Genomic DNA, 25,671 nt, shown 5'->3' with positions numbered 1-25,671 from the left:
AGATAGATTAAAATCTTTCACCCAGATGACAGAATTTCTATCCAGATCTTATTTTGTAATTTTTGGTTGTGCTTTTTGTTTTACATTCAATAGATTGCAGGTTTTGCATTTTGCAAGGAGAAAAACATGCTGATTCTGACTCGACGCGTCGGGGAAACTTTAATGATTGGTGATCAAGTCAGTGTGACTGTGCTTGGTGTAAAAGGTAACCAGGTTCGTATCGGGGTAAATGCTCCGAAAGAAGTCTCTGTGCACCGTGAAGAGATTTACCAGCGTATTCAGCATGAACGTGCAATGCATGAACATCTTCAACATATCGATCAAGATTACCAACCTTCTTATGAAGACGATAGCCAGACACAAAATAACTTTAACCGTTAATGTTTGTGCGAAGAATAAAGCGGCTTTTGAGCCGCTTTAAATTTGTCTAAATTTTATACAAAAATATTAAATACTTAGATAATTTAAAATAAAACTTAAAGTTCTGCACCCTGCTGTAATGCTGCAATCACCTTTTTTACCGGCCCAAAACTGCGACGATGCTCATCAATCACGCCATGTAAGGCAATCGCTTCAAAATGTGCCTTGGTCGGATAACCCTTGTGCTTGGCAAAGCCAAATTGCGGATGCTTCTGGTCCATCTCGATCATCTGATGATCACGGGTTACTTTCGCCAGAATACTGGCTGCTGAAATTTCAGCATGCAGTGCATCACCACCCACCACGGCATCACAGCTCATAGCAAGGCCCTGTGGAATCTTGTTGCCATCGACCAATACATGCTCAGGCTGAACTGGCAAAGCTTCTACAGCACGGCGCATGGCCAGCAAAGAAGCTTGCAAAATATTATGTTCATCAATCTCTGCCGCAGAAGCCTCAGCAATGGCCCATGCCAGCGCTTTTTCCTGAATCTCGATAAAAAGTTTTTCACGCTTCTTTTCAGTGAGTTTTTTAGAATCATTTAAACCCTCAATCGGGTTGTTCGGATCCAAAATAACTGCCGCAGCGACGACTGAACCGACTAATGGCCCACGCCCTGCTTCATCTACACCAGCAATCTTCATGTCTATTTTTCCATAAAAAATAGGCTGAACCAGTCAGCCTATTTCAATTTAATCTTGGCTTAGTTTACAGCTTCAGCCACACAAGCGTTAATGGTTTTTGCAACCACATTGCCGACAATCGTCGCACGTGCTGCCGGGTCAATTGCTGCAGTCGCCAAATCTACCGCTGTTACACTTTGTGGCGCTTTTTCACTGACACAGCCACAAATTTCAGTCTGGATATTCTGCTTTTGGGTCGTAGTCATTAGACGTGTAGCTGTTTGCCATGCTGGAATATTATTCAGCTCAGTCGTACATTTTGCATTGATCGCGATTTTAAGCGCAGCCCCACCCAGCTGTTGAGTCGTGGTTTGCGTTTCAGGGCTGCCTGTTGTTGCACAAGCAGATAAAACCAAAGTAAGCGGAGCAAGTGCAGCCAATAATTTTTTCACAGATCTGTTCCTTGTTTATTCATATATGAAGCGTGACGCTATTGTGCCGAAATTCACCTGAATAAGAAATCTATAAATCATCCTGAATGTTTAATCTGCACCCAGCCATTTCAATGGATGTTGCATGAAAGCCACCATAGCGTTGCAGATTTGGAATTGCTGGGCTGATTCGCCCTTTGCTAAGGTGCATCCATCTTTGAGGGCAATCGAAAATCACATGGAAAAAGTACAATATTACACGCGCACGGCACAATGGTTGCACTGGATCATGGCAGTTATCTTTATTGCGGCCTGGCTGATTGGTTTTTATAGTGGGAATTTTTTAAGTTATGAGGTCGATGGCAGCTTTAAAGGCGATGTCATCACCCTGCATAAAAATATCGCCACCACCATTATTTTCCTACTGGTTGTGCGAATTTTCTGGCGTTATACCCATCCTGCCCCTGAACTACCGGACACTATGTCACCCCGGATGAAAACTTTGGCACATGCAGGTCATCTGGCTTTGTATTTTATGCTGATTGCTCTACCTGTCACCGGCTGTTTATATAGCTGGAGTCTGGGCTATCCAGCACCAGTGCTATATTTATTTAACCTGCCGGCACTGATTGCAGAAAATCCGGCTGTAACCGCGATCGTAAAACCCCTGCATATCTGGCTTTCCTGGGCAGTTGGCTTACTTTTAGTTGGACATATTTTCGCAGCACTGAAACATCATTTTATCGATAAAGATCATGTACTCAACAGCATGACCCGACAATCCAAATCTTCTAAAAAATAATCTGCAAAACCACACTCAATCAGCTTTCATTGCAAAACTGATTTTATTTTAAGAACTCGGTCATGCAGCCTTTCAGACTGTTTGCAATAGCCTGTTGCGTGAGTTTTGACTTTACTTCTTCATCCAGAGTCGCTTTCAGTAAAGTGCTTGCCGGAATATCCTTGAGTGCATGCTCACCTACACATGAACAGACATTCTGTTCAAGTTCAGCTTTATTTTTGTCCTGCATAAAATAGGTCGAGGCAGTCCAGAATTTAGATGCTTTCAATTCTTTTGCACATTGGTATTCAATCACGGGTTTTAAAGTACGCTGTGTCAAAGTCATATCCGCATTTGAGCAAGCAGATATCAACACGCTACTGATGAGCAGAATTATATTTTTCAATTTCATATCCATCTATAAAAACAAAGGCAGAGCGAACCCTGCCTTTTATTTAAAAACTTAAACCAGGGCACGGATCTGGTTGATCCATTGCTCTTTTTCAGTATCGGTAATAAAAGAGGCTTCAAATGAGTTAATGGCCAACTGCTTGAGTTCCTCATTGCTTAAATCCAGTGCTTCAGCAATGGCAATAAAATTGTCATTCATATAACCACCAAAATAAGATGGATCATCTGAATTGACTGTAACGTGCACGCCTTGTTGCAAGAGGCGACGGATATTATGCTGCTGCATATCATCCACGACGCAGAGTTTCAGGTTTGACAATGGACAAACCGTCAGTGGCATCTTCTCTGCAATCAGGCGCTGCATTAACGCCAGATCTTCTTCAGAGCGTACACCATGATCGATACGATTCACTTTCAGCAAATCTAAAGCTTCCCAGACATAAGCTGCCGGGCCTTCCTCACCTGCATGCGCTACAACCAAGAAACCTGCTTCACGTGCTTTAGCAAAGACACGCTCAAACTTTGAAGGTGGATGCCCTACTTCACTTGAGTCCAGACCGACCGCAATAATCTGGTCTTTATAAGGTAAGGCCTGTTCCAGTGTTGCAAAAGCAGCCTCTTCACTTAAATGACGCAAGAAACACATAATCAGATGTGAACTGATGCCAAGTTTAGCTTTGGCATCATCACAGGCTTTTTGCAAGCCGTTGATCACGGTTGAAAAAGCAACGCCACGGTCGGTATGGGTTTGTGGATCAAAGAACATTTCAGTATGCACGACCCGGTCTTCAGCACATTTTTCAAAATACGCCCAAGCCAGATCATAAAAATCCTGTTCATGAATCAATACAGCTGCACCAGCATAATAAATATCCAGGAACGACTGAAGATTATGAAAGTTATACGCCTGTTTAACTTCTTCAACAGATTTATACGGGATGGCAATTTTATTACGCTGAGCGATCGCAAACATTAGCTCAGGCTCAAAAGTGCCCTCAATATGAACATGAAGCTCAGCTTTTGGCAAAGCTCGAATCAACTCAAGACGGTTCATCGCTTCTCCTCATGAAACCTAAAATAATAAAAAAAGGGTGCAAACTGAGTTTACACCCTTTCCAAATCTAGAAAAATTAGCCGCCAAATAGTGCGAATTTAAGCGTCCATAGTACTGCAATAATCCAGACCATATACGGTACAGTTGATGCCTTACCGGTTAACAATTTGATCAGTGCATAGCTAATGAAGCCCATCGCAATACCATCCGCAATCGAATAGGTAAATGGCATAAATACAATGGTTAAAAATGCAGGGACTGCTTCTGTAATATCTTCCCAGTCAATATGCACGATACCTTGAATCATTAAGACACCGACAAATAACAGCGCTGGCGCTGTTGCAAAGCTTGGTACAGACTGTGCCAATGGTGCCAGGAACAAACAGGCAACAAACAGGATACCGACTACGACAGCAGTTAGACCTGTACGGCCACCGGCTGCTACGCCTGCAGAAGATTCAATGTATGGTGTAGTCGATGAGGTACCTAAAGCTGCACCTGCAACAATTGCAGAAGAGTCAGCAAAAAGTGCTTTTTTCAAACGCGGCAGTTTGCCATCTTTCAACAAGCCTGCACGGTGTGAAACACCTACGAGCGTACCGGTTGAGTCAAACAAATCAACCAGAAAGAAGACAAAAATCACGCCAATTAAACTGGCAGTGAACAGACCTTCAAAGCTCATTTGCATAAATGTGGGTGCAATCGATGGCACTGCGCCAACCACACCTTTAAATTCACTCAGACCCAATGCTGCTGAAATACCGGTTAACACCAAAATACTGATGATGATCGCACCACGCACTTTAAAGTGATGCATCACAACAACCAGAAGGAAACCAAATAATGCAAGTAAAACTGATGGTTGTTTTAAATCACCCAAACCTACCAATGTAGCGGGATTATCCACAATCAGGCCGGCATTTTTCAAAGCAATCAGCGCAAGAAATAAGCCAATACCACCACCGATGGCCAGTTTCAGCGACATTGGAATCGCATTGACAATGGCTTCACGGATTTTGAACATGCTGATCGCAATAAACACAAGACCGGAGATAAACACAGCCCCGAGTGCTGTTTGCCAAGGCACACCCATTCCCAAACATACAGAATAGGTAAAGAAGGCATTCAAGCCCATGCCTGGTGCAAGTGCAATTGGATAATTTGCAATCAAGCCCATGACTAAACAGCCAATCGCGGCTGCAAGACAGGTTGCTACAAAGACAGCCCCATGATCCATCCCCGTTTCGGACAAAATCATCGGATTGACAATAATGATGTAACACATCGTTAAGAATGTAGTTACACCGGCAAGAACTTCTGTACGGAAACTGGTTTTGTTTTCACTCAGTTTAAACAGACGTTCAAGCATACTTTCTGAAGATGGATTAGGAGTCGTCATGACCTAGCCCCTATTGAGTAAACTTTATGCTTTAAGCAAGCCGTCAAATAAATGAAATTTTATAAAAAAATTCATCAATTTTAAGGATGTGTTAGCAACGAATATGCCAGCATAGCCATTTGACGGGTTAAAATGTTAGAACAGCTTACAGCCCCAGGGCTATGCTATAAAAACCCAAAAAAAATCTAAACAAAAAAGCTGCATAACCTTTATGCAGCTTTATTTTCTCGATTTAAATCAAATGCTTAACAAGATGAATTCTGCTTCATCCTGATCGTTGGCAAATTATAACACATTGATTTCTTATTGCTTATTTGATTTTACACTTTATTAGAAATTAATATATTCCAGGTGAATATTTAAAAAATTTTATTATATTTATTATTGATTTAATTTTATTAATCCAGCCCAATTGGCGGTAGGAAGATATATAACCTGCTTAATGTCGATGCCGATTGGATTCCAGCAATTTGCTTGAATCACGTCCATCGTTCAAGACATGACGGATCTTTTCATATTTTCTGATTTCGGACTGTTTATGGACACAAAATCCTAATAAACTGATCATTAAGGCAAAAACAGGGATAGCATATATTTTCATTTTTATTATGCTGCTTTGTAACACTATGCAATTATGCTAACAAAAAACCTAACAAACTTGTGACATACTTTACATTTAACCCGATAGAAGGCATTTATTTATCCTTTAAATATTAATTTTATGTCGTTTTATTTATTAATACTTAATTAATTTATAATTCTTTTTTCAAAAAATCGATACTATTAAAAATTCTTTCAAACAAAAAATAAATAATTGAATTTAATATATTTTTCAAACTCTCTAAAAGAAGTTTATTCAAAATTAAGATATGGAGATAAATGAAATCTAACCTATTCAATAGAAATTATTTCGATTTATTTTATCGGCCTTTTCCAAGAATGCTCAACTTTAATTTTTAGAATAAAATGATCTAAATAAGGGAGATTTTGCTAGGGATTTCAAGATGTTTAGCGATATTTTTTATTTTTAATTACCTTGAAGCTCTACCTGATATTCAAGAATTACAGATTTTATAGTTGTCATGATGCTGTCTATTATTCCCTACTCACATCACATGCATGTACATAGTTCAAGAACCTAACCATAATAACGACATCCCAATATCCGGCATATATATCCTCATGCTGAATACTGGGAATCATCTCATTTATGCACTCAGTTGTTCATCACGTTTGAACACCAGTTCTCCCTTAAGTGAACTGTCTGCATCGAAATAATAGCCATCGCTATTAAAAGCTTTCAACTCTTCGACACAATCAATTTTATTTTCAATCATAAAACGCGCCATGAGACCGCGTGCTTTTTTGGCATACAAACTAATCACTTTATATTTACCATTTTTCTGATCCAGAAATACCGGCTTGATAATGTCTGCCTGAATTTTGCGCTCGTTGACTGATTTGTAATATTCATCAGAGGCAATATTCACCAGGATTTCAGAATTTGCTGCTGCTAGATCCTGATTAATAAGATCAGTAATGTGATGCGCCCAGAAGTCATATAGGTTATGCCCGCGGGAATTGGCTAACTTGGTTCCCATTTCCAGACGGTACGGCATCATCAGATCCAAAGGACGTAAGAGTCCATATAATCCAGACAACATGCGTAAACGATCTTGTGCATAGTGCAGATCTTCATGTTTCAAACTATAGGCATCCAGACCTGTATAGACATCGCCTTTAAATGCAAAAATCGCCTGACGGGCATTGGCTAAATTAAAATCCGGCTGCCAGTCATTGAAACGTGCGGTATTTAAACTGGCAATTTTTTCACTGACACTCATTAAGCTGGAAATTTCTGTCGCAGAAAGTGTGCGACAAACGTTGATCAAGTCCTGTGAATGTTCTAATAATCTCGCTTGAGTAAATTGGTCAGTCGGTAATGGGGTATCGTAATCGAGAGTTTTGGCTGGAGAAATTAAAGCGAGCATGGCAACCTGGTCAAAAAATGATTAATCAAACTATATCAGTCTGCTTATTTTAATTCCAATTCATGTTTTTATTCACCATAATCGTTAAAATGCACGATTCTCCTGTTAATCATCGGTTTTTATATGCCCGAGCAAATTTTTCTTCAAGGGCCTGCGGGTCAGATTGAAGTTTTTGTGGATTATCCTCAGGGTGAAGTGAAAGGATTCGCGGTAGTTTGTCACCCCCATCCATTGCAAGGCGGTACACCACAACATAAGGTTCCGGTTTTACTGGCACAAATGTATCTGGAACGTGGCTGTATTGTGTATCGTCCAAGTTTCCGTGGTTCTGGTCAAAGTGAAGGTATACACGACGAGGGCTTCGGTGAAACGGATGATGTATTAGAAGTCATTCGGTTCGCTCGCAACCAGCATATTGCCCTGCCTTTTTATGCAGGCGGTTTTAGTTTTGGTGCGCATGTCATGGCAAAAAGCTATGCAGCCTTACCAGTAGAATTGCAACCACAGCAAACCATTTTATGTGGTCTGCCGACTGCAACAGTGGCTGGTATTCGTCATTATGTGACACCCGCCATTAAAGGTGACATTCTGTTCATTCATGGTGAAGCCGATGAAGTAACTTTGCTCTCAGATATGATTGAATGGGCAAAGCCACAACGCCATTTAGTGACCGTATTACCTGGTGCCAATCATTTTTTTACCGGCTATTTAAAGCAATTGCGGATCGCAATGACCCGGTACTTAGCGCTTGGCTAAATAAAAAACCCATCAAATGATGGGTTTTTTATTAAAAGACAAAATCTTCTGCAAAAATTTCATACATCACAGCCCGATATTTAGGCTTATCGATGTAGCGGATAATTTTTCCGCCCAAGCGTTCTGCAATTTTACGGCTAGCCCAGTTTTCTTCTGCTACCGGGTAGCTTAAAACTTGAATCCCTAATGTATTGAAAGCATAAGCCACAACACAATGCACTGCCTCATGTCCATAATGATGACCATGTGCAGTTTCACGAATCCAAATACCGACTTCAGGTATTTCCTCATGAAGTCGATGTAAACCACATAGTCCAATAAATTCTTGTGTTTCAATATAACGGATCACAAATACATATTCTTTATGATCGTTCATATTTTCCAGCCAATTTTGCCAGACTGTTGCAAATCCCTGTTCAGATTGTGGTGGGTCCCACGCCATAAAACGTGTCAAACTCGGCGTAATTGAAGCATAAGTCTCTTTGGCATCGGCTGATTTAAAACAATTTAGGATCAAGCGTTTATTTTGCAATGTAGGCAAAGCTGATTGAGTCTGTTGAATTAGCTCTTCCATTCAAACTCGCTAAAGCTTTCCTGCTCTTTTAGAGAGGTTTCCACTGCCTGTGCAAGCTGATTAAGCAAACTTCTTTCAGTGATACGATCCAGCCAGTCCTGCTCTTCTTCAGGATATGAGGCAATTTCACAAACCAGATGCCCTTGTTCATCTCTGGTTTCGCAACTCACCGATAAAGGCAGCGCATGTTCTTCCACGCTGACGGCAACCTGAGCACCACTTTGGCTTAAGGTCTGAAACCCGTATTTACCTAATTCTTCGGCAAGCAAATGTGCTACATATTCCTGGGTTTCTTGACCATCCCGTGGTGTTTGGCTCTGGGTATTGGCCATGAATTTTAATTTTCGCATCGCTATTTCCAAATGGCTTTTTTCTTATATGGGTTTAGCATAAGCAATATAAACAAAACAGCCAAGCAAAAAGCTTGGCTGTTTCACATAATTTTAAAAATTATTCTGACACTTGAATTGACAGTCCTGCGATTGAGGTCAATTCTGTGAAGGTCGGGAAACTGGTTGCGACCGTTTCAGTACCGACAATCTTGATCTGCTCCGAATTACGCAAACCGGCAATCGAAAAACTCATCGCGATACGGTGATCGTGATGCGATTCAATTTCACCACCCGTAAAGATTGGCGACCAGTCACCGGACTTGCCCTTACCTTCAATGATGATGCCATCGTCCGTTGGGGTACAGTCGATGCCCATGGTTTGAAGACCGTCGGCCATGACCTGAATACGATCCGATTCTTTCACGCGAAGCTCGGCAGCACCGGTCAAAATTGTCTGACCTTCAGCACATGCAGCGGCAATGAATAGCGCCGGGAATTCATCAATTGCTAATGGCACCTGATCTTCCGGCATATGAATCCCTTTTAATGTACGTGTACCACGAATACGGATATCAGCAATCGGTTCACCGCCTGCAATACGCTCGTTTTCAACTGTAATGTCCGCACCCATTTGCTTGAGGATTTCGATCACACCAGTACGGGTCGGGTTAATGCCTACCGCTTCAAGGGTGACGTCCGAATTTTCAGTAATGGCCGCACCCACCATAAAGAAGGCTGCTGAAGAAATATCTGAAGGCACTTGAATGTTGGTACCCACTAACTTGCCACCACCTTGCAGGGAAATTCGGTTGCCTTCTGTTTTCACTTCATAACCAAATGCACGCAGCATACGTTCAGTATGGTCGCGTGTTGGTTCTGGTTCAGTCACCGAAGTTTCACCTTCCGCCCATAGACCTGCAAGTAGAATCCCTGATTTCACCTGAGCAGAGGCCATTGGCAAATCGTACTGAATCCCTTTAAGGTTTTGATTGCCGGTGATGGATACAGGTGGTGTACCGCGTTCACCTGTGGTCTGAATTTGCGCACCCATTTCACGTAAAGGCTTGGCAATACGCTCCATTGGACGCTTGGATAAAGATGCGTCACCAGTCATGACTGAATCAAATTTTTGTGCAGCCAGCATACCCGACAACAAACGCATTGAAGTGCCCGAGTTGCCCATATAAATGGCAGACTGTGGCGCTTTAAGGCCATGCATGCCAACACCATGAATGGTCACTTCACCATTTTTAGGGCCTTCAATGCTCACACCCATATCACGGAAAGCTTGCAGTGTCGCTAGAGCATCCTCACCTTCCAAAAAGCCGGTCACATGTGTGGTACCTTCTGCAATCGCACCAAACATGATCGAGCGATGTGACACAGATTTGTCACCTGGCACGGTAAATTTACCCTGAAATTTCTTGGCACCCGGCTGAATGGTAAATTGTTGTGTCACTTTATTTTTCTCCATGAAAGGTTTCTTGGCGAGCATATGGTTGAAATGCTGGCGAGCTGCCTGCGCATGACCCAATAAGCCCATCAATGCTTGGGAATCTTCATCTTCAATCAATTTGCGGATAATCGCGAGCTGCTGTTCAAAGCCATCAACAGCATTCAGAACTGCTTTTTTATTAGCAAAAAAGATGTCATGCCACATTTGTGGATCGCTGGCGGCAATTCGCGAGAAATCCCGAAAACCACCCGCAGCATAACGAAATATATCTAAATTGTCTTCACGCTTGGCCAATTGTTCAACCAAGTTGAATGCCATAAGATGCGGAAGATGACTGGTATGCGCCAGCACTTCATCGTGCTTGTCGACATCCATGCAAATCACTTCGGCTTTCGCCGCTTGCCACAGCTGAATCAGTTTATCGACGGCCCAGTTTGCACTGCTTGGCAGTGGCGTCAAAATCACTTTGTGATTGGCAAATAAATCAACTTTACCTGCATGTACCCCAGTATGCTCGGCACCTGCAATCGGATGGCCCGGTACAAAACCTTCAGGCAGTTCATCGCCAAAAACCGCTTTCGCTGCATCGACCACATTACCTTTGGTACTACCAACATCAGTAATAATGGTATTGGGAGATAAATAAGGCTGAATGGCTTCCAACACCTTTTGCGTGGCACGTACCGGCAATGCAAGCACTACCAGATCAGCACCTTTGACCGCCTCTACAGGATCGGCATAGCCTTCGGAAATCAGGCCAAGAGATTTAGCATCTTCCAAAGTCTTTTGTGAACGTGTCGATGCAACGATGTCATTGGCCAAATGCTCGGCTCGAATGACACGCGCCAGACTTGAACCAATCAGTCCAAGCCCGATAAATGCAACTTTTTCAAACAGTGGCTGCGACATGGTTTAAGCTTTTGCCTCTAAACCGAGTACTTTAGCCAATGCGCTCAAGAATTTCGCATTTTCTGCTTCAGTACCAATCGATACGCGAATGTGATTTGAAATACCAACCGGACGCACAATCACCCCTTGTTTGAGCAAACCATTGAAGGTTGCTGATGGGTCTGCCTGTACATCTACCAGAATAAAGTTGGCACGTGAAGGCACATAGTTAAGACCCAAAGCCTTAAAGCCAGCTTCAAGTTGCGCCATACCGGCTTTATTCACTTCACGAGAACGCGCGATAAAGTCTTCATCTTTCAGTGCAGCCACCGCAGCGACCATCGCTAAATGGTTGACATTAAATGGTTGACGAATACGGTTCAGGTAATCTGTCACTTCAACTGAAGCCAGAGCAAAACCAACACGTAGTGCAGCCAAACCATAACACTTCGACAAAGTACGGCTAACGATCAGGTTTGGATATTGCGCAAGGAATTTCAAGCTGTTGAAGTTTTCCGGGAAATATTCCACATAGGCTTCATCCAGAACCACGATGACATTAGCAGGAACTTTTTGCATGAAAGCTTCAAATTCAGCTTCTTCGAACCAGGTTCCCGTCGGATTATTCGGGTTTGCAATGAAAACGAGTTTGGTGTTGTCCTGAATGGCAGCCGCCATTGCTTCCAAGTCATGCGAGAAGCCTTTAGCTGGTACTTCAATCGCTTGCGCATTAATGGCTTGAGTTACCAATGCATAAACCGCAAAAGCATGCTGGCTATACACCACCGAATCATTTTCTGAAACGAATGCACGGGCAAACATTTCCAGTAAGTCGTTTGAACCATTCCCCAAGGTAATCTGATCATGATTAAAACCAAACTGGGTTTTGATCTGATCTTTCAGGATAAAACCACCACCATCTGGATAACGGCCAATTTCAGCAATTTCCGCAGCGACCGCTTCTTTGACTTTATCTGAACAACCCAGCGGATTTTCATTTGAAGCCAGTTTGACGATATCGGTAAGACCTAACTCGCGCTCAAGTTCACTGATCGGTTTACCCGGTTGATATGGCTTTAATTTTGAGATGCCTGAATTGGCTGGAACAAACGACATTTTAGACTTCCAATTTTAGGTATAAAACAGTGGTCAGCACCCTCGCCCTGACCACGTATAGCTGACTTAAAGTACAGCTGCAGGATATGAACCGAGCACGCGAACTTCTTTAACCAAAGGACGAATTTCTTCAATGGCTGCTTTCACGTGTTCCTGCTCAATATGGCCTTCAAGATCAATGAAGAACACATAAGCCCATTTTTCAGGAAGTGCAGGACGGGTTTCAATGCTGGTCAGACTGATATTATGCTTGGCAAATGGCGCCAGAATTTCCAGCAAAGCCCCGGCACGATCATGTGCTGAAATCAGTAATGAAGTCTTGTCATTACCGCTTTGTGGCACTTTTTCACGGCCAATCACCAGAAAGCGTGTGGTATTTTCCGGATTGTCCTCGATATTGCTATGCATGATTTCGAGGTCATAGATACTCGCGGCAATTTCAGAAGCAATTGCAGCAGAATGCCATTCATTACGAATACGGCGTGCTGCTTCCGCATTGGAACTTAAAGCGACACGTTCCACACCTGGATAATGAGCATCCAGCCACTTACGGCATTGTGCCAAAGTCTGCTGATGCGCATAAATCTGTTTGATGCTGTCTTTACGGGTATTTTCAGAAATCAGGAACTGATGGTGAATCGGTAATTCAACTTCGCCAATCACATTCAGGTTCGATGTTTTAAAACAGTCCAAAGTATGGTTGACCACGCCTTCAGAGGAATTTTCTACCGGCACCAGACCATAATGGGCACTGCCTGCTTCCACGTCACGGAAAACTTCATCAATGGTCGGTAAAGGACGAACCACAGCATCATGACCAAAGTGCTTGAGTACCGCAGAATGGGTATAAGTCCCGACTGGTCCAAGGAAAGCAATGCTTTGCGGAGCTTCGAGTGCCAGACAGGCCGACATGATTTCACGAAACAGACGTGCCATGGTGGTATCAGACAATGGCCCTTCATTACGTTCCATGACATTACGCAAAACCTGAGCTTCACGTTCTGGACGGTAAAACAGCGGATTCTCTTCTGAGGCAAATTTTGCTTTTGCCACTGCTTCAGCCAAACGTGCCCGACGGTTAATCAATTGCTGAATTTGCTGATCAACAGAATCGATATCTTCACGAATTTTTGCCAAATCAAGAGAAGTCGTGGTGTTTTGATCGTCGTTGATCATTGTTCTGTCGCCCTTCATAAACCTTATCTGTTCAGTATAACAATAGTGAGCTTTCAAATGTTACGCAATATGACATTGGTAGATTAAGTCTTAAAAACATACAGTTGATTTTAACCGTTTATCGCTTTTAGTCATATCTGGTAACATTTACTTCAGCTTTTCTGCTTGATTTACATTATTAAATTGTAAACTTTGCCTGTCCATATTAACTGATTTTAAGGAATATGAAATATCACTATTTCTTAATCTATATAGCGGTTTTAAACATAAGAAAATTAAAATAATTGCTTTGCAAACGTCATTTTTGAACCATTCATATCTAAGATAGATTTCACAATAAAATGCACACTCTGCAACCCCATTTTTATCGACTTCTCTTTGATTTCACTTATTTTTTTACATTAAATCACTACTCAATTACAAAGCAGAGACGATTTTTTAACCAATCATAGATAGTCTAACTTAAAACAAGCGTTTGGGTGTCAGTCATGCCAAAAAGAATAGCTGTACTTTTGACGAATAATTTTGAAGATCAGGAATATCTTGAACCCGTTGCAGCCTTGCTGGAAGCAAAGCATAGCATCTGTAATATTGAGTTTAATGCAGGAAAAGTGGTCTATGGTCTGCATGGCTGTTCTGCAGTGACGATTGACCGGGACATCGAACAAATCAGTATTGATGATTTTGATGCCTTGCTGATTCCTGGCGGTGAATCTGCAGTTTCTTTATCTACCGATATGCGGGTGCTGCAATTTATCCAGGCTTTTAATCAAGCCAAGAAAACCATCTTTAGTTTATGTGATGCATCATTATTACTGTGCGAAGCAGATGTGCTGAAAAATCGAATTATTACCAGTATTCGCGCGCATGCCAGTCGCGTACAACGTGCCGGTGGAACGTATTATGATGCAGAACTGGTGAATGACAATAATCAGTTGATTTCATCGCGCCTACCCAATGATTTACCCATTTTTATTCATGAATGTTTGGATGTTTTAAAATCATAAAGTCTTAAAAAATATTTCCCATCTTGGCCATGTTCTCCCCTATAAAAAAGAGTCCTTCGGGACTCTTTTTTATAGTTGAGCTATTAACGCCCTAACAGACCGCGGGCCACAATCTCCTTCATGATTTCATTGGTACCCCCATAAATCCGCTGGATCCGCGCATCAACGAAGAAACGTGAAATTGGATATTCAGTCATATAGCCATAACCCCCAAATAATTGCAGGAGATTGTCCGCGATTTTCATCTGCATATCGGTAGAAAAACTTTTCAATGCCGCTGCAGTTTCTACATCCAGCTTCCCTTGCATATAAAGCTCAAGATTCTGGTTATAAAATGCTGCAGTTGCCAATTCATCAATTTTCGCTTGCGCCAACACAAAACGAGTATTCTGGAATTGACCGATCGCCTGACCAAAAGCCTGACGCTCTTTCACATATTGTGTGGTCACATCGATCGAGCCACGAATGGCGCCTAGAGCGGTGGCAGCGATGGCGGTACGCTCACGTGGCAATTCCTGCATCAGGTAAGCAAATCCCTGTCCCGGCTGACCCAGTAATTGGTCCTTTGGCACTTTAACATTGTCGAAGAACAGTTCAGACGTATCCTGAGCATGCAGACCAATCTTGTCCAGATTAGTGCCTTTTTTAAAGCCTTCCAGATGGGTATCGACCAGCAGCAATGAAACGCCTTTAGCTCGGGCTTGAGGATCGGTTTTGACCGCAAGCACCACCAAGTCAGCATGCTGACCATTGGAAATAAAAGTTTTTGAGCCATTTAACAGATAATATTCATCCTGCAAGATGGCACTAGTACGCATGGCTTGCAAATCTGAACCTGCACCTGGCTCGGTCATGCCAATCGCACCGACCACTTCACCGGTGACCATTTTTGGTAACCAGTATTTTTTCTGTTCTTCAGTACCAATATGCAGGATATACGGTGCTGCAATATCGGAATGACAAGACAGACCTGTGGCAATGGCACTGTATCCGGCACGTGCAGATTCTTCGATCAGCATCAAGGAATAATCGGTCGGCACCCCATAGCCACCATATTCTTCTGGAACATCGACACACAAGAAGCCATTTTCACCGAGTGCATTCCAGACTGAACGCGGCATCAGACCTTCACGTTCCCACTGGTCGTAGTACGGTGCGACATGTTCGTTCATAAAGCGTTTAAAATTATCGCGGAATAATTCTAGATCGGCATCGTAGGCAAGCATTCTATTGTCCTTGTTGTTTATCATTTTAGTTTCCTTTTCACAGACTATCGACTTTCCTGCTCCCTGTCATGTGCCGGCATTCATCTTTTTACTAACTTCACAGTCAATAAAAAAGGGAAGCCGAAGCTTCCCTTTTAGACATGAAAGACAGACTCAAAATTAGTGAGCGTTATTGCCTTCTTGTGCCATTTTTTCGTCAATTTCTGCAGGATTTGCTAAAGCATAGTTCAGCTTGTCCATATCTAACTGGCCCACCCATTTCGCAACCACTAAAGTCGCCAAAGAGTTACCGACCAGATTGGTCAAGGCACGAGCTTCAGACATGAAACGATCGATACCGAGAATCAATGCCAGACCTGCAACAGGAATATTCCCTACAGCAGCCAAAGTTGCCGCCATCACAATAAAGCCTGAACCAGTCACGCCTGCCGCACCCTTAGATGAGATCAGAAGTACCAGAAGCAGGGTAATTTGATGAGACAAGTCAAGTTGCGTATTGGTTGCTTGCGCAATAAAGATTGCAGCCATCGTCAAGTAAATCGACGTACCATCCAGGTTAAATGAATAACCAGTTGGAATCACCAGACCTACCACCGACTTCTCTGCACCGGCAAGTTCCAGTTTCTTCAACATACGTGGCAGTACTGATTCTGAAGATGACGTCCCCAGTACAATCAGAAGTTCTTCGCGAATCAGGCGGATCATCTTCATGATGCTGAACCCTGCGAAACGCGCAATTGAGCCCAATACGATGAAAATAAACAGTACGCAGGTAACATAGAAACAAATGATTAACTGTGCCAGCTGAGCAAGAGAACCAATACCATATTTACCAATTGTAAACGCCATTGCACCAAATGCACCAATTGGAGCAAGTTTCATCACCATGTTCACGATGTTGAAAAACACATGTGAAATCTGGTCGATGAGTTTCAGGACTGGCTTGCCTTGATCACCGAGCTTATGCAGTGCAAAACCAAAGATGATCGCGAACAATAGAACCTGCAGGATTTCGCCTTCCGCAAATGCGCCCACAACCGTATTTGGAATAATGTTCATCAGGAAGTCGATAGTCGATTGTGACTCACCTGAAGCAACATATTTACTGATGCCACTAGTATCCAGTGAAGCAGGATCAACGTTCATGCCCACACCAGGCTTGACGATGTTAATCACGACCAGACCGATGACCAAAGCAATCGTGGATACGATCTCGAAGTAAAGTAAAGCCACACCACCAGTTTTACCGACTGATTTCATGCTTTCCATACCTGCAATACCGCTCACTACGGTACAGAAAATTACAGGTGCGATAATCATTTTAATCAGACGGATAAATGCATCACCAAGCGGTTTAAGCTGTTCGCCCAAGCCAGGGACATGCTGTTCTACGCCATTGATAATTTGCGTACCACTAGGCGAAAAATGCCCGACCAGAATACCTGCGATAATGGCCACAATCACTTGAAAATACAGTGACTTATAAATTGGTTGTTTCGCCATAATAAATCTACTTGAACGATATCAAAAATAAGAAAGACCATTTTGAGAAATATACTGACCTCTTCATCCCTTCTCAGGATGAACCGGATCAAGTCTCAAAAGGCTCAAGAGAATGTTCAAAAATGATAATCAGCCATGCATTGAATCTGACACTCAAGTATCAGACCAAAGTATTAAATGGGAGAAAGAGATTAAGAAAAATTAAACAGACTCTAAAAATTGCCTAAATTTTACCGAATATTCAGACTAAATGTGCATAACTTATTATGCGCTTGTTTATGTTTTAACCAGAATAGATTAGACATTAGTCGATAATCAGATTTAACTGATTGTTTTACGTATACTGAAAGGTTTATGGATTTTCACCCTCTCCCTTGACATTAATATTTTCTGCAAGCTGTAAAAAGTTATGAATACCAAAAGAAATATTTATAAAGATTTCGAACATCCCTTTGCCCAATATGTACGCATTGTGGGTAAAGGGAAAAATGGCGCCCGCTCTCTCTGCTATGATGAAGCCTATCAAGCCTTCAGTATGATTTTGAAAAATGAAGTGCTGGATGTGCAGTTAGGTGCATTCTTGATGTTATTGCGGGTCAAGGAAGAATCTGTAGATGAGTTGGCCGGTTTTGTACAGGCGACACGTGACCAGCTGAGTTTCAAAAAACTGGATGTCGATCTGGACTGGTCGTCCTATGCGGGCAAGCGCAAACATTATCCATGGTTTATTCTGGCAGCGCTGACGCTGGCCAAGCATGGTTATAATATTGTGATGCATGGTGCCTCGGGTCATACCATGAACCGCGTTTACACCGAACAGGTGCTGACTTACTTAGGCTATCCAATCTGTCAAAATGATGCTGAGGTTGAACAGCAGCTTCATCAACAGCATTTTGCCTATATTCCGCTAGAAGTAATTTCTCCAATTCTTGCGGACTTGATTGCACTGCGTAATGTTATGGGCTTACGCTCCCCGATTCATACCCTTGCGCGTCTGATCAATCCATTTAATGCCAAAGCGACCCTACAAGCGATTTTCCATCCAGCGTATCGTGGTTCGCACCAGCAAGCGGCTTTCCGCTTAGGCTATAAAAATAGTGCCGTGATTAAAGGTGAAGGGGGCGAATTCGAGCGTAATCCGGATGCCAAAACGCTCATCTGTGGCATTAAAGATGGCGAGCTATATGAGCATGAACTGCCAAAGCTGACTGATAACCGCAGTCCTATTGAAGAAAAACTGGATCTAGCGCTATTCAAGGCTGTCTGGAATGGTCAGCAAAGCCATGAGTATGGCGAGATTGCAGTGATAGAAACCATGGGCATTGCGCTATATACCATGGGCGTGTGTGGCAGCTTTGAAGCTGCGATGCAAAAAGCCAAAACCTTATGGGCGAATCGCCACACGGTTTAATCTTGTACAAAAGAAAAAAGCATTGTTCAGTGAATGAACAATGCTTTTTTTAATTGTATTGCTATTGGCTGGGAATTAAGCCTTAAACAAAACGAATCGGCTTGAATTCAGGTTCATTCTTGTGATGATCATCATCACACTCTTCACCCTCTTCTTTAGTACCGCGATCGATATAACCGCTGCGCTCATTTTCAGGCAGGTTTTTCATTTCCCAGGCATACACTGCCTGCATACAGGTCTGACGTTGTTCTGGTGTCAAGGCTACACCGTTTGGCCACTTTCCAATTTCGACTGCTGTTCTTAGGCGTTCAACAATCTCAGGATTGAGTACGGCAAGCATTTGTTCAATATTCATGATTTAATCCTGCTTAAAATAATCAAAGTCCTGATTCCACCCCAGTTTGGTTCGACAGGCATTATAAAAGTCATAACCCGGTGGATGCAGAAGATTCAGTTTAAAGGGATGCTTGCGAATATGGACGCTATCACCCACATTCAAAGACACACTGTGTTGTCCATCCGCACTAACCATCGGCAGTACGCGATTTTCACGAATCAATAATTTAATTTCACTATGTCCACCGACCACAATCGGGCGTGAAGACAAGGTATGCGGATGCATCGGTACCAAGGCAATCGCATCCATACTTGGATGTACGATCGGGCCACCACCAGAAAGCGCATAAGCTGTAGAACCAGTCGGCGTAGAGACAATCAGGCCATCACTGTGCTGACGATAGACATATTGCCCATCAATATTCAGCTCAAAATCGATCATATGCACCGATTTCCCTGAATGTAGCACCACATCATTTAGGGCAATGGCATCGTAAATCACTTCACCTTTGGAGCGAATTTCAACTTCGAGTAAAAAACGTCGCTCAGTCTGAAAGTCACCTTTTAATACCTGATCCAGCTTGAAGATCACTTCGGTCGGCTTGATATCCGTTAAAAACCCCAGACGACCACGGTTAACCCCGATTACCGGGGTATTGTACTTGACCAAGGCGCGTGCTGCATGTAACAGCGAACCGTCACCGCCCACGACAATCACCAGATCCACCACCTCACCCAATAAGGCACGACTGACGGTTTGGGTATTTTGATAGGGAACAAGTTCAGCTGTCGCTGCATCAAAAACTGGATGTAGGCCTAGATTGAGAAGATGATCGTGAATAAGGCATAAGGTTTCAACCACCGACGATTTATCAGGACGTCCTATTAACCCGATATTTCGAAAGGTCTTATGGGAAATTTGCACCAGTGTCGTCGCTCCGCTACGAATCCTGCTTATCATAACATTAAGCTATACCTGGATGACAATTTATAACAGTGCTTCATAGGTAGGAAATTATTTGAAATATATTCGAATTAAGGAGAAATTGTGGGGTTTCATTTTAATTTTAAGCGCATTTCTTGATTAAATATTGCAAAATAATGAAAAGCTTCGCATGATTAGCACAATTTCACAGGATCTTATAAGTATTTATGAAATCTGAACGTGGCATGGGGTTTCTTGCCTTAATTTTTTCTATTATTGTCATTTCTATCTTTGTAGCATTTAGTATCTATTTGATTAGATTAGACAATATTGTACGCGACAAGTTTGAAGGTCAGCGCTGGGATATTCCGGCCAAGGTCTTCGCACGTCCGATGGAAGTGTACGTGAATGCCCCAGTCAGCCTGCAGGATTTCCAACAAGAATTAAAATTACTCGGTTATAAAAATTCGGATAGTTATACCAAATCAGGCAACTTTGTCACCACGGGTAATACCCTGTATGTGCATACACGCGGCTTTGATTTTGGTGACCGGGTTGAACCGGAACAAATATTGAAAGTCAGTTTCAGCGGTGAACAGATTGCAGAAGTCAGCGCAACCAAACCGTCTTCAAGCGGGATTGCGCGTTTAGAACCTTTATTAATTGGCGGGATTTATCCGCAGCATAACGAAGACCGTGTGCTGATCAAGCTAAATAAAGTGCCTAAGCCCTTGATCGAAGCGCTGATCGCGACCGAAGACCGTAAGTTCTATGAGCATCATGGGGTTTCACCGCGTGGTATTGCACGTGCCGTAGTCAGCAATATTACCGGTGGTAAACGTCAGGGTGGCTCAACCTTGACCCAGCAGCTGGTCAAAAATTTCTATTTAACCCCTGAGCGCACCTTAAAACGTAAAGTGAATGAAGCCTTTATGGCGATGCTGATTGAATTGCATTATGACAAGAATGAAATTCTGGAAGCTTATCTGAATGAGGTAAATCTTGGCCAGAATGGTAACTACTCCATTAATGGTTATGGTCTGGCATCGCAGTTTTATTTTGGCCTGCCACTGCGTGAACTGAATATTTCCCAGCAAGCATTTTTGGTGGGTTTAGTCCAAGGCCCGAGTCTATACAATCCATGGCGCAATCCTGAAAGTGCGAAAAAACGCCGTGATATCGTTCTGAATAATATGCTGGTGATGGGCTATCTGACTCAGGAACAATATGAAAAAGAAACCGCACGTCCGTTAAATGTCATTTCAAAACCGACTTTAGGCCCTGCCCGCTTCCCGGATTTTCTGGATATTGTACGTCGTCAATTACGCACAGATTATCAGGAAACCGATCTGACCAATCAGGGTCTGCGAATTTTCACCACTTTAGATCCTTTAGCCCAAACCAGAATTCAGGACAGCTTTAAAGAGACGGTGGCGCGTTTAAGTAAATCCAATCCGGGTCGCCTGAAAGATTTACAAGGTGCGGTATTGGTATCGCATCCGGAAAATGGTGAGCTGGTAGCCGCAGTAGGTTCTACTCAAGATTTTACCGGCTTTAACCGTGCAGTCGATGCCAAGCGTCAGGTTGGTTCCCTGTTAAAGCCTGTGATCTACCTGAGTGCACTGGAATCGAACCGTTATCATTGGGCGAGCCCGATTGAAGACAGTGAAATCAGCATTAAGAGTGACGGCAAAACCTGGACACCGAAAAACTATAGTGGTCGTGGACATGGTGTCATTCCAATGTCACAAGCCTTATCGCAATCTTATAACCTGTCCACTGTGCGTTTAGCACAAGAATTTGGCCTGTCTACCTTTATTAATCATCTGAAAAAATTTGGTGTAACTTCAGATATTCCATCTTATCCGTCGATTTACTTAGGTGCGGTAGATATGTCCCCGATGGAAGTGATGAATATTTACGGCAACTTTGCTACAGGCGGCTTTAAATACCCAACCAAAGCGATTCGCTCTGTGGTGGATGCCAATGGCCGCTCTCTGGATCGTTATAGCCTGAGTGTGCAACCGACCATTGATCCGGCTTCTGCTTATGCTCTGAATTATGGCTTACAACAGGTCATGTCGAATGGTACAGGTCGTGCAGCCTATAACAGCTTACCACGTAGTCTGAATCTTGCCGGCAAATCCGGTACCACGAATGACAGCCGTGACTCATGGTTTGCCGGATACTCAGGTAATTATATGACCGTGGTTTGGCTCGGTCTGGATGACAACAAAGTCACTGGCTTGACCGGTTCTTCAGGTGCCCTGCCCGTGTGGACCAATGTCATGAAACAGTTGCGCCAGAAACCGGTGAATTTGCCACAGCCGAATGAAATCGAATGGCATTGGCTGGATCGTTATACCGGTCATTTATCGGCACAAGGCTGTGAAGGCGCCATGTATATCCCGATTTCGCGTCATGCCCTGCCAAATCAGGCAACTGCCTGCGGCATCTCGCATTATGCGACGGAACCTTATGATATTGATTCAGAACCTGAGCCATCTGATGCTGAACAGGATGATATGAGTCGCTATATACAAGAAAGTGAAACAGAAATAGAACGCGATCTTGAGAGCGAAACCCGTATTATCGCCAGTGGAAGTTATAGCCATTAATTGAGTCTATGTTTATGTTAAGAAAAATCCTCCCTGGTTTGCTCATCCTCAGTCTGGTGGGCTGCCAAAGTATCTCTGAGCCAGAAAAGCCAGTTACCCCAGTCAAGCCTGCGACGGAAAAACCTAAGGCAAAAACGCCAGACAGCGTAGTGATTACGCCTTATGACCGTCCTGACATCAAACGTCAGAAAATTGTCATTCCTGAACAGAAGCCGAAAAGCCAAAAGTTTGATGATGGCCGTAATCTGCCGGCTTTCAAGAGTCTGATGCAGCAAACCCAGCAGGCCTATACCAAGCAGCAGTTCGCTCAAGCTGAAGCGTCTGCAACTCAGGCACAGCGACTGGCCCCTCAGGCACCGGAAACGTATTTATACCTGGGCATGATCGCCAACCGTAAAAATCAGCCAGCAAGCGCCGATGCTTTTGCCTTACGTGGCCTGAGTTATGCACAATCTAGTGCCATGAAAAAGCAGCTTTGGCAAGTGCGCCTTAAATCTGCTCAGTTGCGGAAAAATGCCAAAGCGATTCAGCAAGCCCAACAGGCACTCAAAAAGCTTTAAGATAATTTTCCATAGAAACTGACTTACTAATAGAAAGTTTATTTTATAAATAAAGTGTTTAAATATAGCGAATGCCGGCAATGCCATAAGCGTGCTGGCTTTTTGCATACTCAAGCTCATCAGCCTTCATTCCACCCAAAGCAAAAACCGGAATCTGTACCTGCTCTGCCATTTGCTTGAATTGCTCCCAGCCTAGCGCAGGCGTGTCCGGATGCGTTGCGGTCGCCAGTACCGGACTCAGCAAGGCTGCTTCACAACCGATCTGTTCTGCATGCATTAAAGCGGTCAGGTCATGACAAGCCGCTAGATAACGATAGCCAGATTTCAATTCACTTTGTTTCAAGTTCATCAGTTGATTCTGTTTTAGATGAATCGTGCAAATCGTCTGCTGCTGCAATTCATTCAGTTGTGACCAAAGCTGCTGATTAATAATTAACTTGGAGAGTTGATCTACCGGATACTGCTGTAATTGCATGATCCGTTCAGGCGTTGCTTCCACGCGCCAATACAACATTTGATCTGTATCTAGACTTGATAAGATATCCAGATCTTCAGCAATCTTGATGCGCTGCGGCCATTGCAGCTTTTGAATCATGGACTGATTGGCTTTCGGAAAATTCAACTGGCCAAGTTCTTCCCGGCTGTACCAGCGCCAAGGCTGTTTGATTTCAGCCAGTTGCGCAGGCTGTACTGAAGCATGGAAAATATGCAAATTGACGATGAGATCTTCATATTCATGGGAGATAAAATCAGAAGCATGCCAGCGTTCGATATCAACGCCCACCTCTTCAATCACTTCGCGGCGACAGGTTTCGACTAGCAACTCACCCTGTTCAACTTTTCCGCCTGGAAATTCATATTTATTGCCCTGATGCTGCTTGGCCTCACGCCAGCCGACGAGAACCTGATTTTGATAAAATAAAAGCGCAATTGCGACATGAATCGTAGCTTTAGTCATGATGTACAGAACCGTTAAAGTTTTACAGATTGTAAGCAAATTAGAGTTTTTTATAAATTGCTCAATATTTCGTTGACAGACCTATTCGATAATGATTATCATTTAAATCAATCCAAAACACACCACGGAGTCGACGGAATGAACGCCCCATTTAGCCTATTTACCCGTAACAATGATACTCACCATGCCTTGCCAATGCTGCACTCCAACAATCTTTTTGCACTGGGTCGTGAAATCCGGATCATGCATGCCGGCGAAGAATACCGCTTGCGTCTGACCCGCAATAACCGTCTTATTCTGACCAAATAATTAAATCAGTTCTAATAATAACAAACGTGGGAAGCAGCAGTATGAATCAGCGCATACTGCTTTTTAATCTTCTGATCATGAGATTTGCTATTCAAGCTTAAAACTCAATAACACTTTAAGTCCGCCCAGATCCGACGGCGCATAGTCAATTTTAGCTGCATGCAGTGCCATAATTTTCTGGCAAATGGACAGACCTAGACCTGAACCCTGAGTTCGCGTACCCAAAGCCCGATAAAAACGTTCACCTAAACGTTCCAGTACATCATCAGTAATCCCCTCTCCTGAGTTTTCAATCAATAGTTGTATCTGATGCTGCTCAACAACCGTTCGGATCTCGACCTGTCCCTGCGGCGGCGTATAACGAATAGCATTGTCGACCAGATTGCGAATACAACTAAAAATCAGCTCTGGATTCGCTTCGATCACAGCATCCTCAAGGTTTAGATTCCAATGAATGTCTTTTTCTTCTGCAAAAGGCTGCAATGCCTGCAAAGCCTCCTGAACCAGATTTTTAAGATTAATCGTTTGCGTTGGTAATTGCTCTGTGCGCTCCGGATCGAGTCGTGCCAGCAAGAGTAAATTTTCCAGCACCTGCGTACCGCGGTTGACATCATTCTGGATCAACTGCAATGCCTGAGGTAGTTGTGGATCATCTTGATATTTGCGTTTTAAAACCTGTAGCCGCATTTGAATCGCAGACAGTGGCGAACGCAGCTCATGCGAAGCATCTGCAGTAAAACGCTGTTCGGCAGCCAGTGACTTTTCTAGCCGGCCGAGCATGGCATTCAGCTGGCGAATAATCGGTTGCAGTTCAGTGATTTCAGGATCAGGCGTTTTGATAGGACTCAGATCCTGAGCAGTCTTGGAACCGATTGCGCGGGAAATCTTGTTTAATGGCCGTAACTGGCGTCTGATCGCAACACGCAAAATCAGCCATTGCACTAGCCATAAAATGAATAAGATCCCGGCAAAGCCCAATGTGGTTTGCCAGAGCTCATCGAAACGTACTGAAAGCGGTTGTATGATTTTGACCTGAAGGTCGTCATCTTCCGCAGTCAGGATGCGGATAAAACGACCATTCTCATAAGCAAACTGGAAGCCGTTGTTCCGTGCTTTTGGAATGGTATTAATTAATTCATCATCAATCGAAGTAGTCAGTATCTGCTGATCTAGCAACAAGACATACTGGATATCGAACTGTTCACTGAGTTCATCGACCTGGGCGTCTTTGGCCTGGGTCACATCGCCAAGCAGTAACTCAGAAATCTGCTGCATTAATTCATCATGCAGCTGACTGGCTTGATAACTGGAAATCCCCAATAACAGCAGCCAGGCCAATATTCCAGCCAATATCGAACTGAACAGCGCATGTTTGATCAGTTTGGTTTGCAAGGAAATAGCAGTTGACAT

25 protein-coding genes are annotated in these 25,671 nt (G+C 43.2%); 8 read left to right on the top strand and 17 right to left on the bottom strand.

Annotation, left to right across the window (positions count from 1 at the left end; all coding sequences use genetic code 11):
* The first annotated feature begins 126 nt into the window (after positions 1-126).
* Positions 127-381 carry a carbon storage regulator CsrA gene (gene csrA / locus NI462_RS00750; RefSeq protein ID WP_004278972.1) on the top strand — a complete coding sequence of 85 codons (255 nt, stop codon included), beginning with the start codon at positions 127-129 and terminating at the stop codon, positions 379-381.
* Positions 382-476: 95 nt separating this feature from the next.
* Here the strand turns inward: csrA and rnhB are convergent, their stop codons facing one another.
* Positions 477-1,064, bottom strand: a complete 588-nt coding sequence (gene rnhB / locus NI462_RS00745; protein WP_004278973.1) for a ribonuclease HII — start codon at positions 1,062-1,064, stop codon at positions 477-479.
* Between the two features lie 59 nt (positions 1,065-1,123).
* On the bottom strand, positions 1,124-1,495 hold the full coding sequence (locus NI462_RS00740; protein WP_004278974.1) for a hypothetical protein: 372 nt from the start codon (positions 1,493-1,495) through the stop codon (positions 1,124-1,126).
* A gap of 217 nt (positions 1,496-1,712) precedes the next feature.
* Here NI462_RS00740 and NI462_RS00735 point away from each other — a divergent pair, with 217 nt between their 5' ends.
* Entirely contained in the window at positions 1,713-2,276 is a 564-nt protein-coding gene (locus NI462_RS00735) for a cytochrome b (RefSeq protein ID WP_026055720.1), read from the top strand.
* A 43-nt stretch (positions 2,277-2,319) separates the two neighbouring features.
* On the opposite strand, the gene NI462_RS00730 is transcribed toward NI462_RS00735, so the two are convergent.
* From NI462_RS00730 to yaaA, 4 genes are all read right to left on the bottom strand, one after another.
* Complete coding sequence (locus NI462_RS00730; protein ID WP_004645560.1) at positions 2,320-2,673, bottom strand: hypothetical protein; 354 nt, start codon at positions 2,671-2,673, stop codon at positions 2,320-2,322.
* 45 nt (positions 2,674-2,718) lie between these two features.
* Complete coding sequence (locus tag NI462_RS00725) at positions 2,719-3,720, bottom strand: adenosine deaminase (protein WP_004645562.1); 1,002 nt, start codon at positions 3,718-3,720, stop codon at positions 2,719-2,721.
* A 76-nt stretch (positions 3,721-3,796) separates the two neighbouring features.
* Positions 3,797-5,119: an NCS2 family permease gene (locus NI462_RS00720; RefSeq protein WP_004645563.1), complete on the bottom strand. Its 1,323-nt coding sequence runs from the start codon at positions 5,117-5,119 to the stop codon at positions 3,797-3,799.
* A 1,208-nt stretch (positions 5,120-6,327) separates the two neighbouring features.
* Entirely contained in the window at positions 6,328-7,110 is a 783-nt protein-coding gene (gene yaaA, locus NI462_RS00715) for a peroxide stress protein YaaA (protein ID WP_253158705.1), read from the bottom strand.
* Positions 7,111-7,233: 123 nt separating this feature from the next.
* Here yaaA and NI462_RS00710 point away from each other — a divergent pair, with 123 nt between their 5' ends.
* A complete protein-coding gene (locus tag NI462_RS00710; protein ID WP_253158703.1) occupies positions 7,234-7,866 on the top strand; it encodes an alpha/beta hydrolase in 633 nt (210 codons plus the stop codon).
* Between the two features lie 31 nt (positions 7,867-7,897).
* On the opposite strand, the gene NI462_RS00705 is transcribed toward NI462_RS00710, so the two are convergent.
* The 5 genes from NI462_RS00705 to pheA form a co-directional block, all read right to left on the bottom strand.
* Positions 7,898-8,440: a GNAT family N-acetyltransferase gene (locus tag NI462_RS00705; RefSeq protein ID WP_253158700.1), complete on the bottom strand. Its 543-nt coding sequence runs from the start codon at positions 8,438-8,440 to the stop codon at positions 7,898-7,900.
* The gene (locus NI462_RS00700; protein ID WP_253158698.1) at positions 8,428-8,790 is read right to left on the bottom strand and encodes a hypothetical protein; all 363 of its coding nucleotides are present in this window, start codon (positions 8,788-8,790) and stop codon (positions 8,428-8,430) included. Before NI462_RS00700 ends, NI462_RS00705 begins: the two co-directional genes overlap by 13 nt.
* Positions 8,791-8,890: 100 nt before the next feature.
* Entirely contained in the window at positions 8,891-11,137 is a 2,247-nt protein-coding gene (locus NI462_RS00695; protein ID WP_253158696.1) for a bifunctional prephenate dehydrogenase/3-phosphoshikimate 1-carboxyvinyltransferase, read from the bottom strand.
* 3 nt (positions 11,138-11,140) lie between these two features.
* Positions 11,141-12,232, bottom strand: coding sequence for a histidinol-phosphate transaminase (gene hisC, locus NI462_RS00690; RefSeq protein WP_004645569.1), 1,092 nt, complete (start codon positions 12,230-12,232; stop codon positions 11,141-11,143).
* Positions 12,233-12,298: 66 nt separating this feature from the next.
* Positions 12,299-13,408 carry a prephenate dehydratase gene (pheA, locus tag NI462_RS00685; RefSeq protein ID WP_004645570.1) on the bottom strand — a complete coding sequence of 370 codons (1,110 nt, stop codon included), beginning with the start codon at positions 13,406-13,408 and terminating at the stop codon, positions 12,299-12,301.
* Positions 13,409-13,896: 488 nt separating this feature from the next.
* Here pheA and NI462_RS00680 point away from each other — a divergent pair, with 488 nt between their 5' ends.
* Positions 13,897-14,415 carry a DJ-1/PfpI family protein gene (locus tag NI462_RS00680; RefSeq protein ID WP_005106495.1) on the top strand — a complete coding sequence of 173 codons (519 nt, stop codon included), beginning with the start codon at positions 13,897-13,899 and terminating at the stop codon, positions 14,413-14,415.
* Positions 14,416-14,498: 83 nt separating this feature from the next.
* On the opposite strand, the gene NI462_RS00675 is transcribed toward NI462_RS00680, so the two are convergent.
* Positions 14,499-15,641, bottom strand: a complete 1,143-nt coding sequence (locus NI462_RS00675; RefSeq protein WP_114541957.1) for an acyl-CoA dehydrogenase family protein — start codon at positions 15,639-15,641, stop codon at positions 14,499-14,501.
* A gap of 159 nt (positions 15,642-15,800) precedes the next feature.
* The gene (locus NI462_RS00670; protein WP_195725817.1) at positions 15,801-17,144 is read right to left on the bottom strand and encodes a dicarboxylate/amino acid:cation symporter; all 1,344 of its coding nucleotides are present in this window, start codon (positions 17,142-17,144) and stop codon (positions 15,801-15,803) included.
* Between the two features lie 409 nt (positions 17,145-17,553).
* Between NI462_RS00670 and NI462_RS00665 the strand changes: the two genes are divergently transcribed.
* Positions 17,554-18,555, top strand: a complete 1,002-nt coding sequence (locus NI462_RS00665) for a glycosyl transferase family protein (RefSeq protein WP_253158694.1) — start codon at positions 17,554-17,556, stop codon at positions 18,553-18,555.
* 82 nt (positions 18,556-18,637) lie between these two features.
* On the opposite strand, the gene NI462_RS00660 is transcribed toward NI462_RS00665, so the two are convergent.
* Positions 18,638-18,910 carry a YeaC family protein gene (locus NI462_RS00660; RefSeq protein WP_004278992.1) on the bottom strand — a complete coding sequence of 91 codons (273 nt, stop codon included), beginning with the start codon at positions 18,908-18,910 and terminating at the stop codon, positions 18,638-18,640.
* A 3-nt stretch (positions 18,911-18,913) separates the two neighbouring features.
* Positions 18,914-19,852 carry an NAD(+) kinase gene (locus tag NI462_RS00655; protein WP_004645573.1) on the bottom strand — a complete coding sequence of 313 codons (939 nt, stop codon included), beginning with the start codon at positions 19,850-19,852 and terminating at the stop codon, positions 18,914-18,916.
* A 191-nt stretch (positions 19,853-20,043) separates the two neighbouring features.
* Between NI462_RS00655 and mrcB the strand changes: the two genes are divergently transcribed.
* Together mrcB and NI462_RS00645 are read left to right on the top strand one after the other, a co-directional pair.
* Positions 20,044-22,434, top strand: coding sequence for a penicillin-binding protein 1B (mrcB, locus tag NI462_RS00650; RefSeq protein ID WP_004731612.1), 2,391 nt, complete (start codon positions 20,044-20,046; stop codon positions 22,432-22,434).
* A gap of 14 nt (positions 22,435-22,448) precedes the next feature.
* Positions 22,449-22,994 (top strand): hypothetical protein, encoded by a 546-nt coding sequence (locus NI462_RS00645; RefSeq protein ID WP_005103606.1) that lies wholly within the window; start codon positions 22,449-22,451, stop codon positions 22,992-22,994.
* 58 nt (positions 22,995-23,052) lie between these two features.
* On the opposite strand, the gene NI462_RS00640 is transcribed toward NI462_RS00645, so the two are convergent.
* Entirely contained in the window at positions 23,053-23,952 is a 900-nt protein-coding gene (locus NI462_RS00640; protein WP_253158692.1) for an NUDIX domain-containing protein, read from the bottom strand.
* 138 nt (positions 23,953-24,090) lie between these two features.
* Between NI462_RS00640 and hemP the strand changes: the two genes are divergently transcribed.
* Positions 24,091-24,261 carry a hemin uptake protein HemP gene (gene hemP, locus NI462_RS00635; protein ID WP_004645578.1) on the top strand — a complete coding sequence of 57 codons (171 nt, stop codon included), beginning with the start codon at positions 24,091-24,093 and terminating at the stop codon, positions 24,259-24,261.
* An 87-nt stretch (positions 24,262-24,348) separates the two neighbouring features.
* On the opposite strand, the gene NI462_RS00630 is transcribed toward hemP, so the two are convergent.
* A complete protein-coding gene (locus NI462_RS00630; RefSeq protein ID WP_253158690.1) occupies positions 24,349-25,671 on the bottom strand; it encodes a sensor histidine kinase in 1,323 nt (440 codons plus the stop codon).

It is taken from the genome of Acinetobacter lwoffii, assembly GCF_024129715.1.
Taxonomy (GTDB): domain Bacteria; phylum Pseudomonadota; class Gammaproteobacteria; order Pseudomonadales; family Moraxellaceae; genus Acinetobacter; species Acinetobacter lwoffii_U.
Note: the sequence above shows the minus strand (reverse complement) of the source record. Positions and strands in the feature narration are given on the sequence as shown.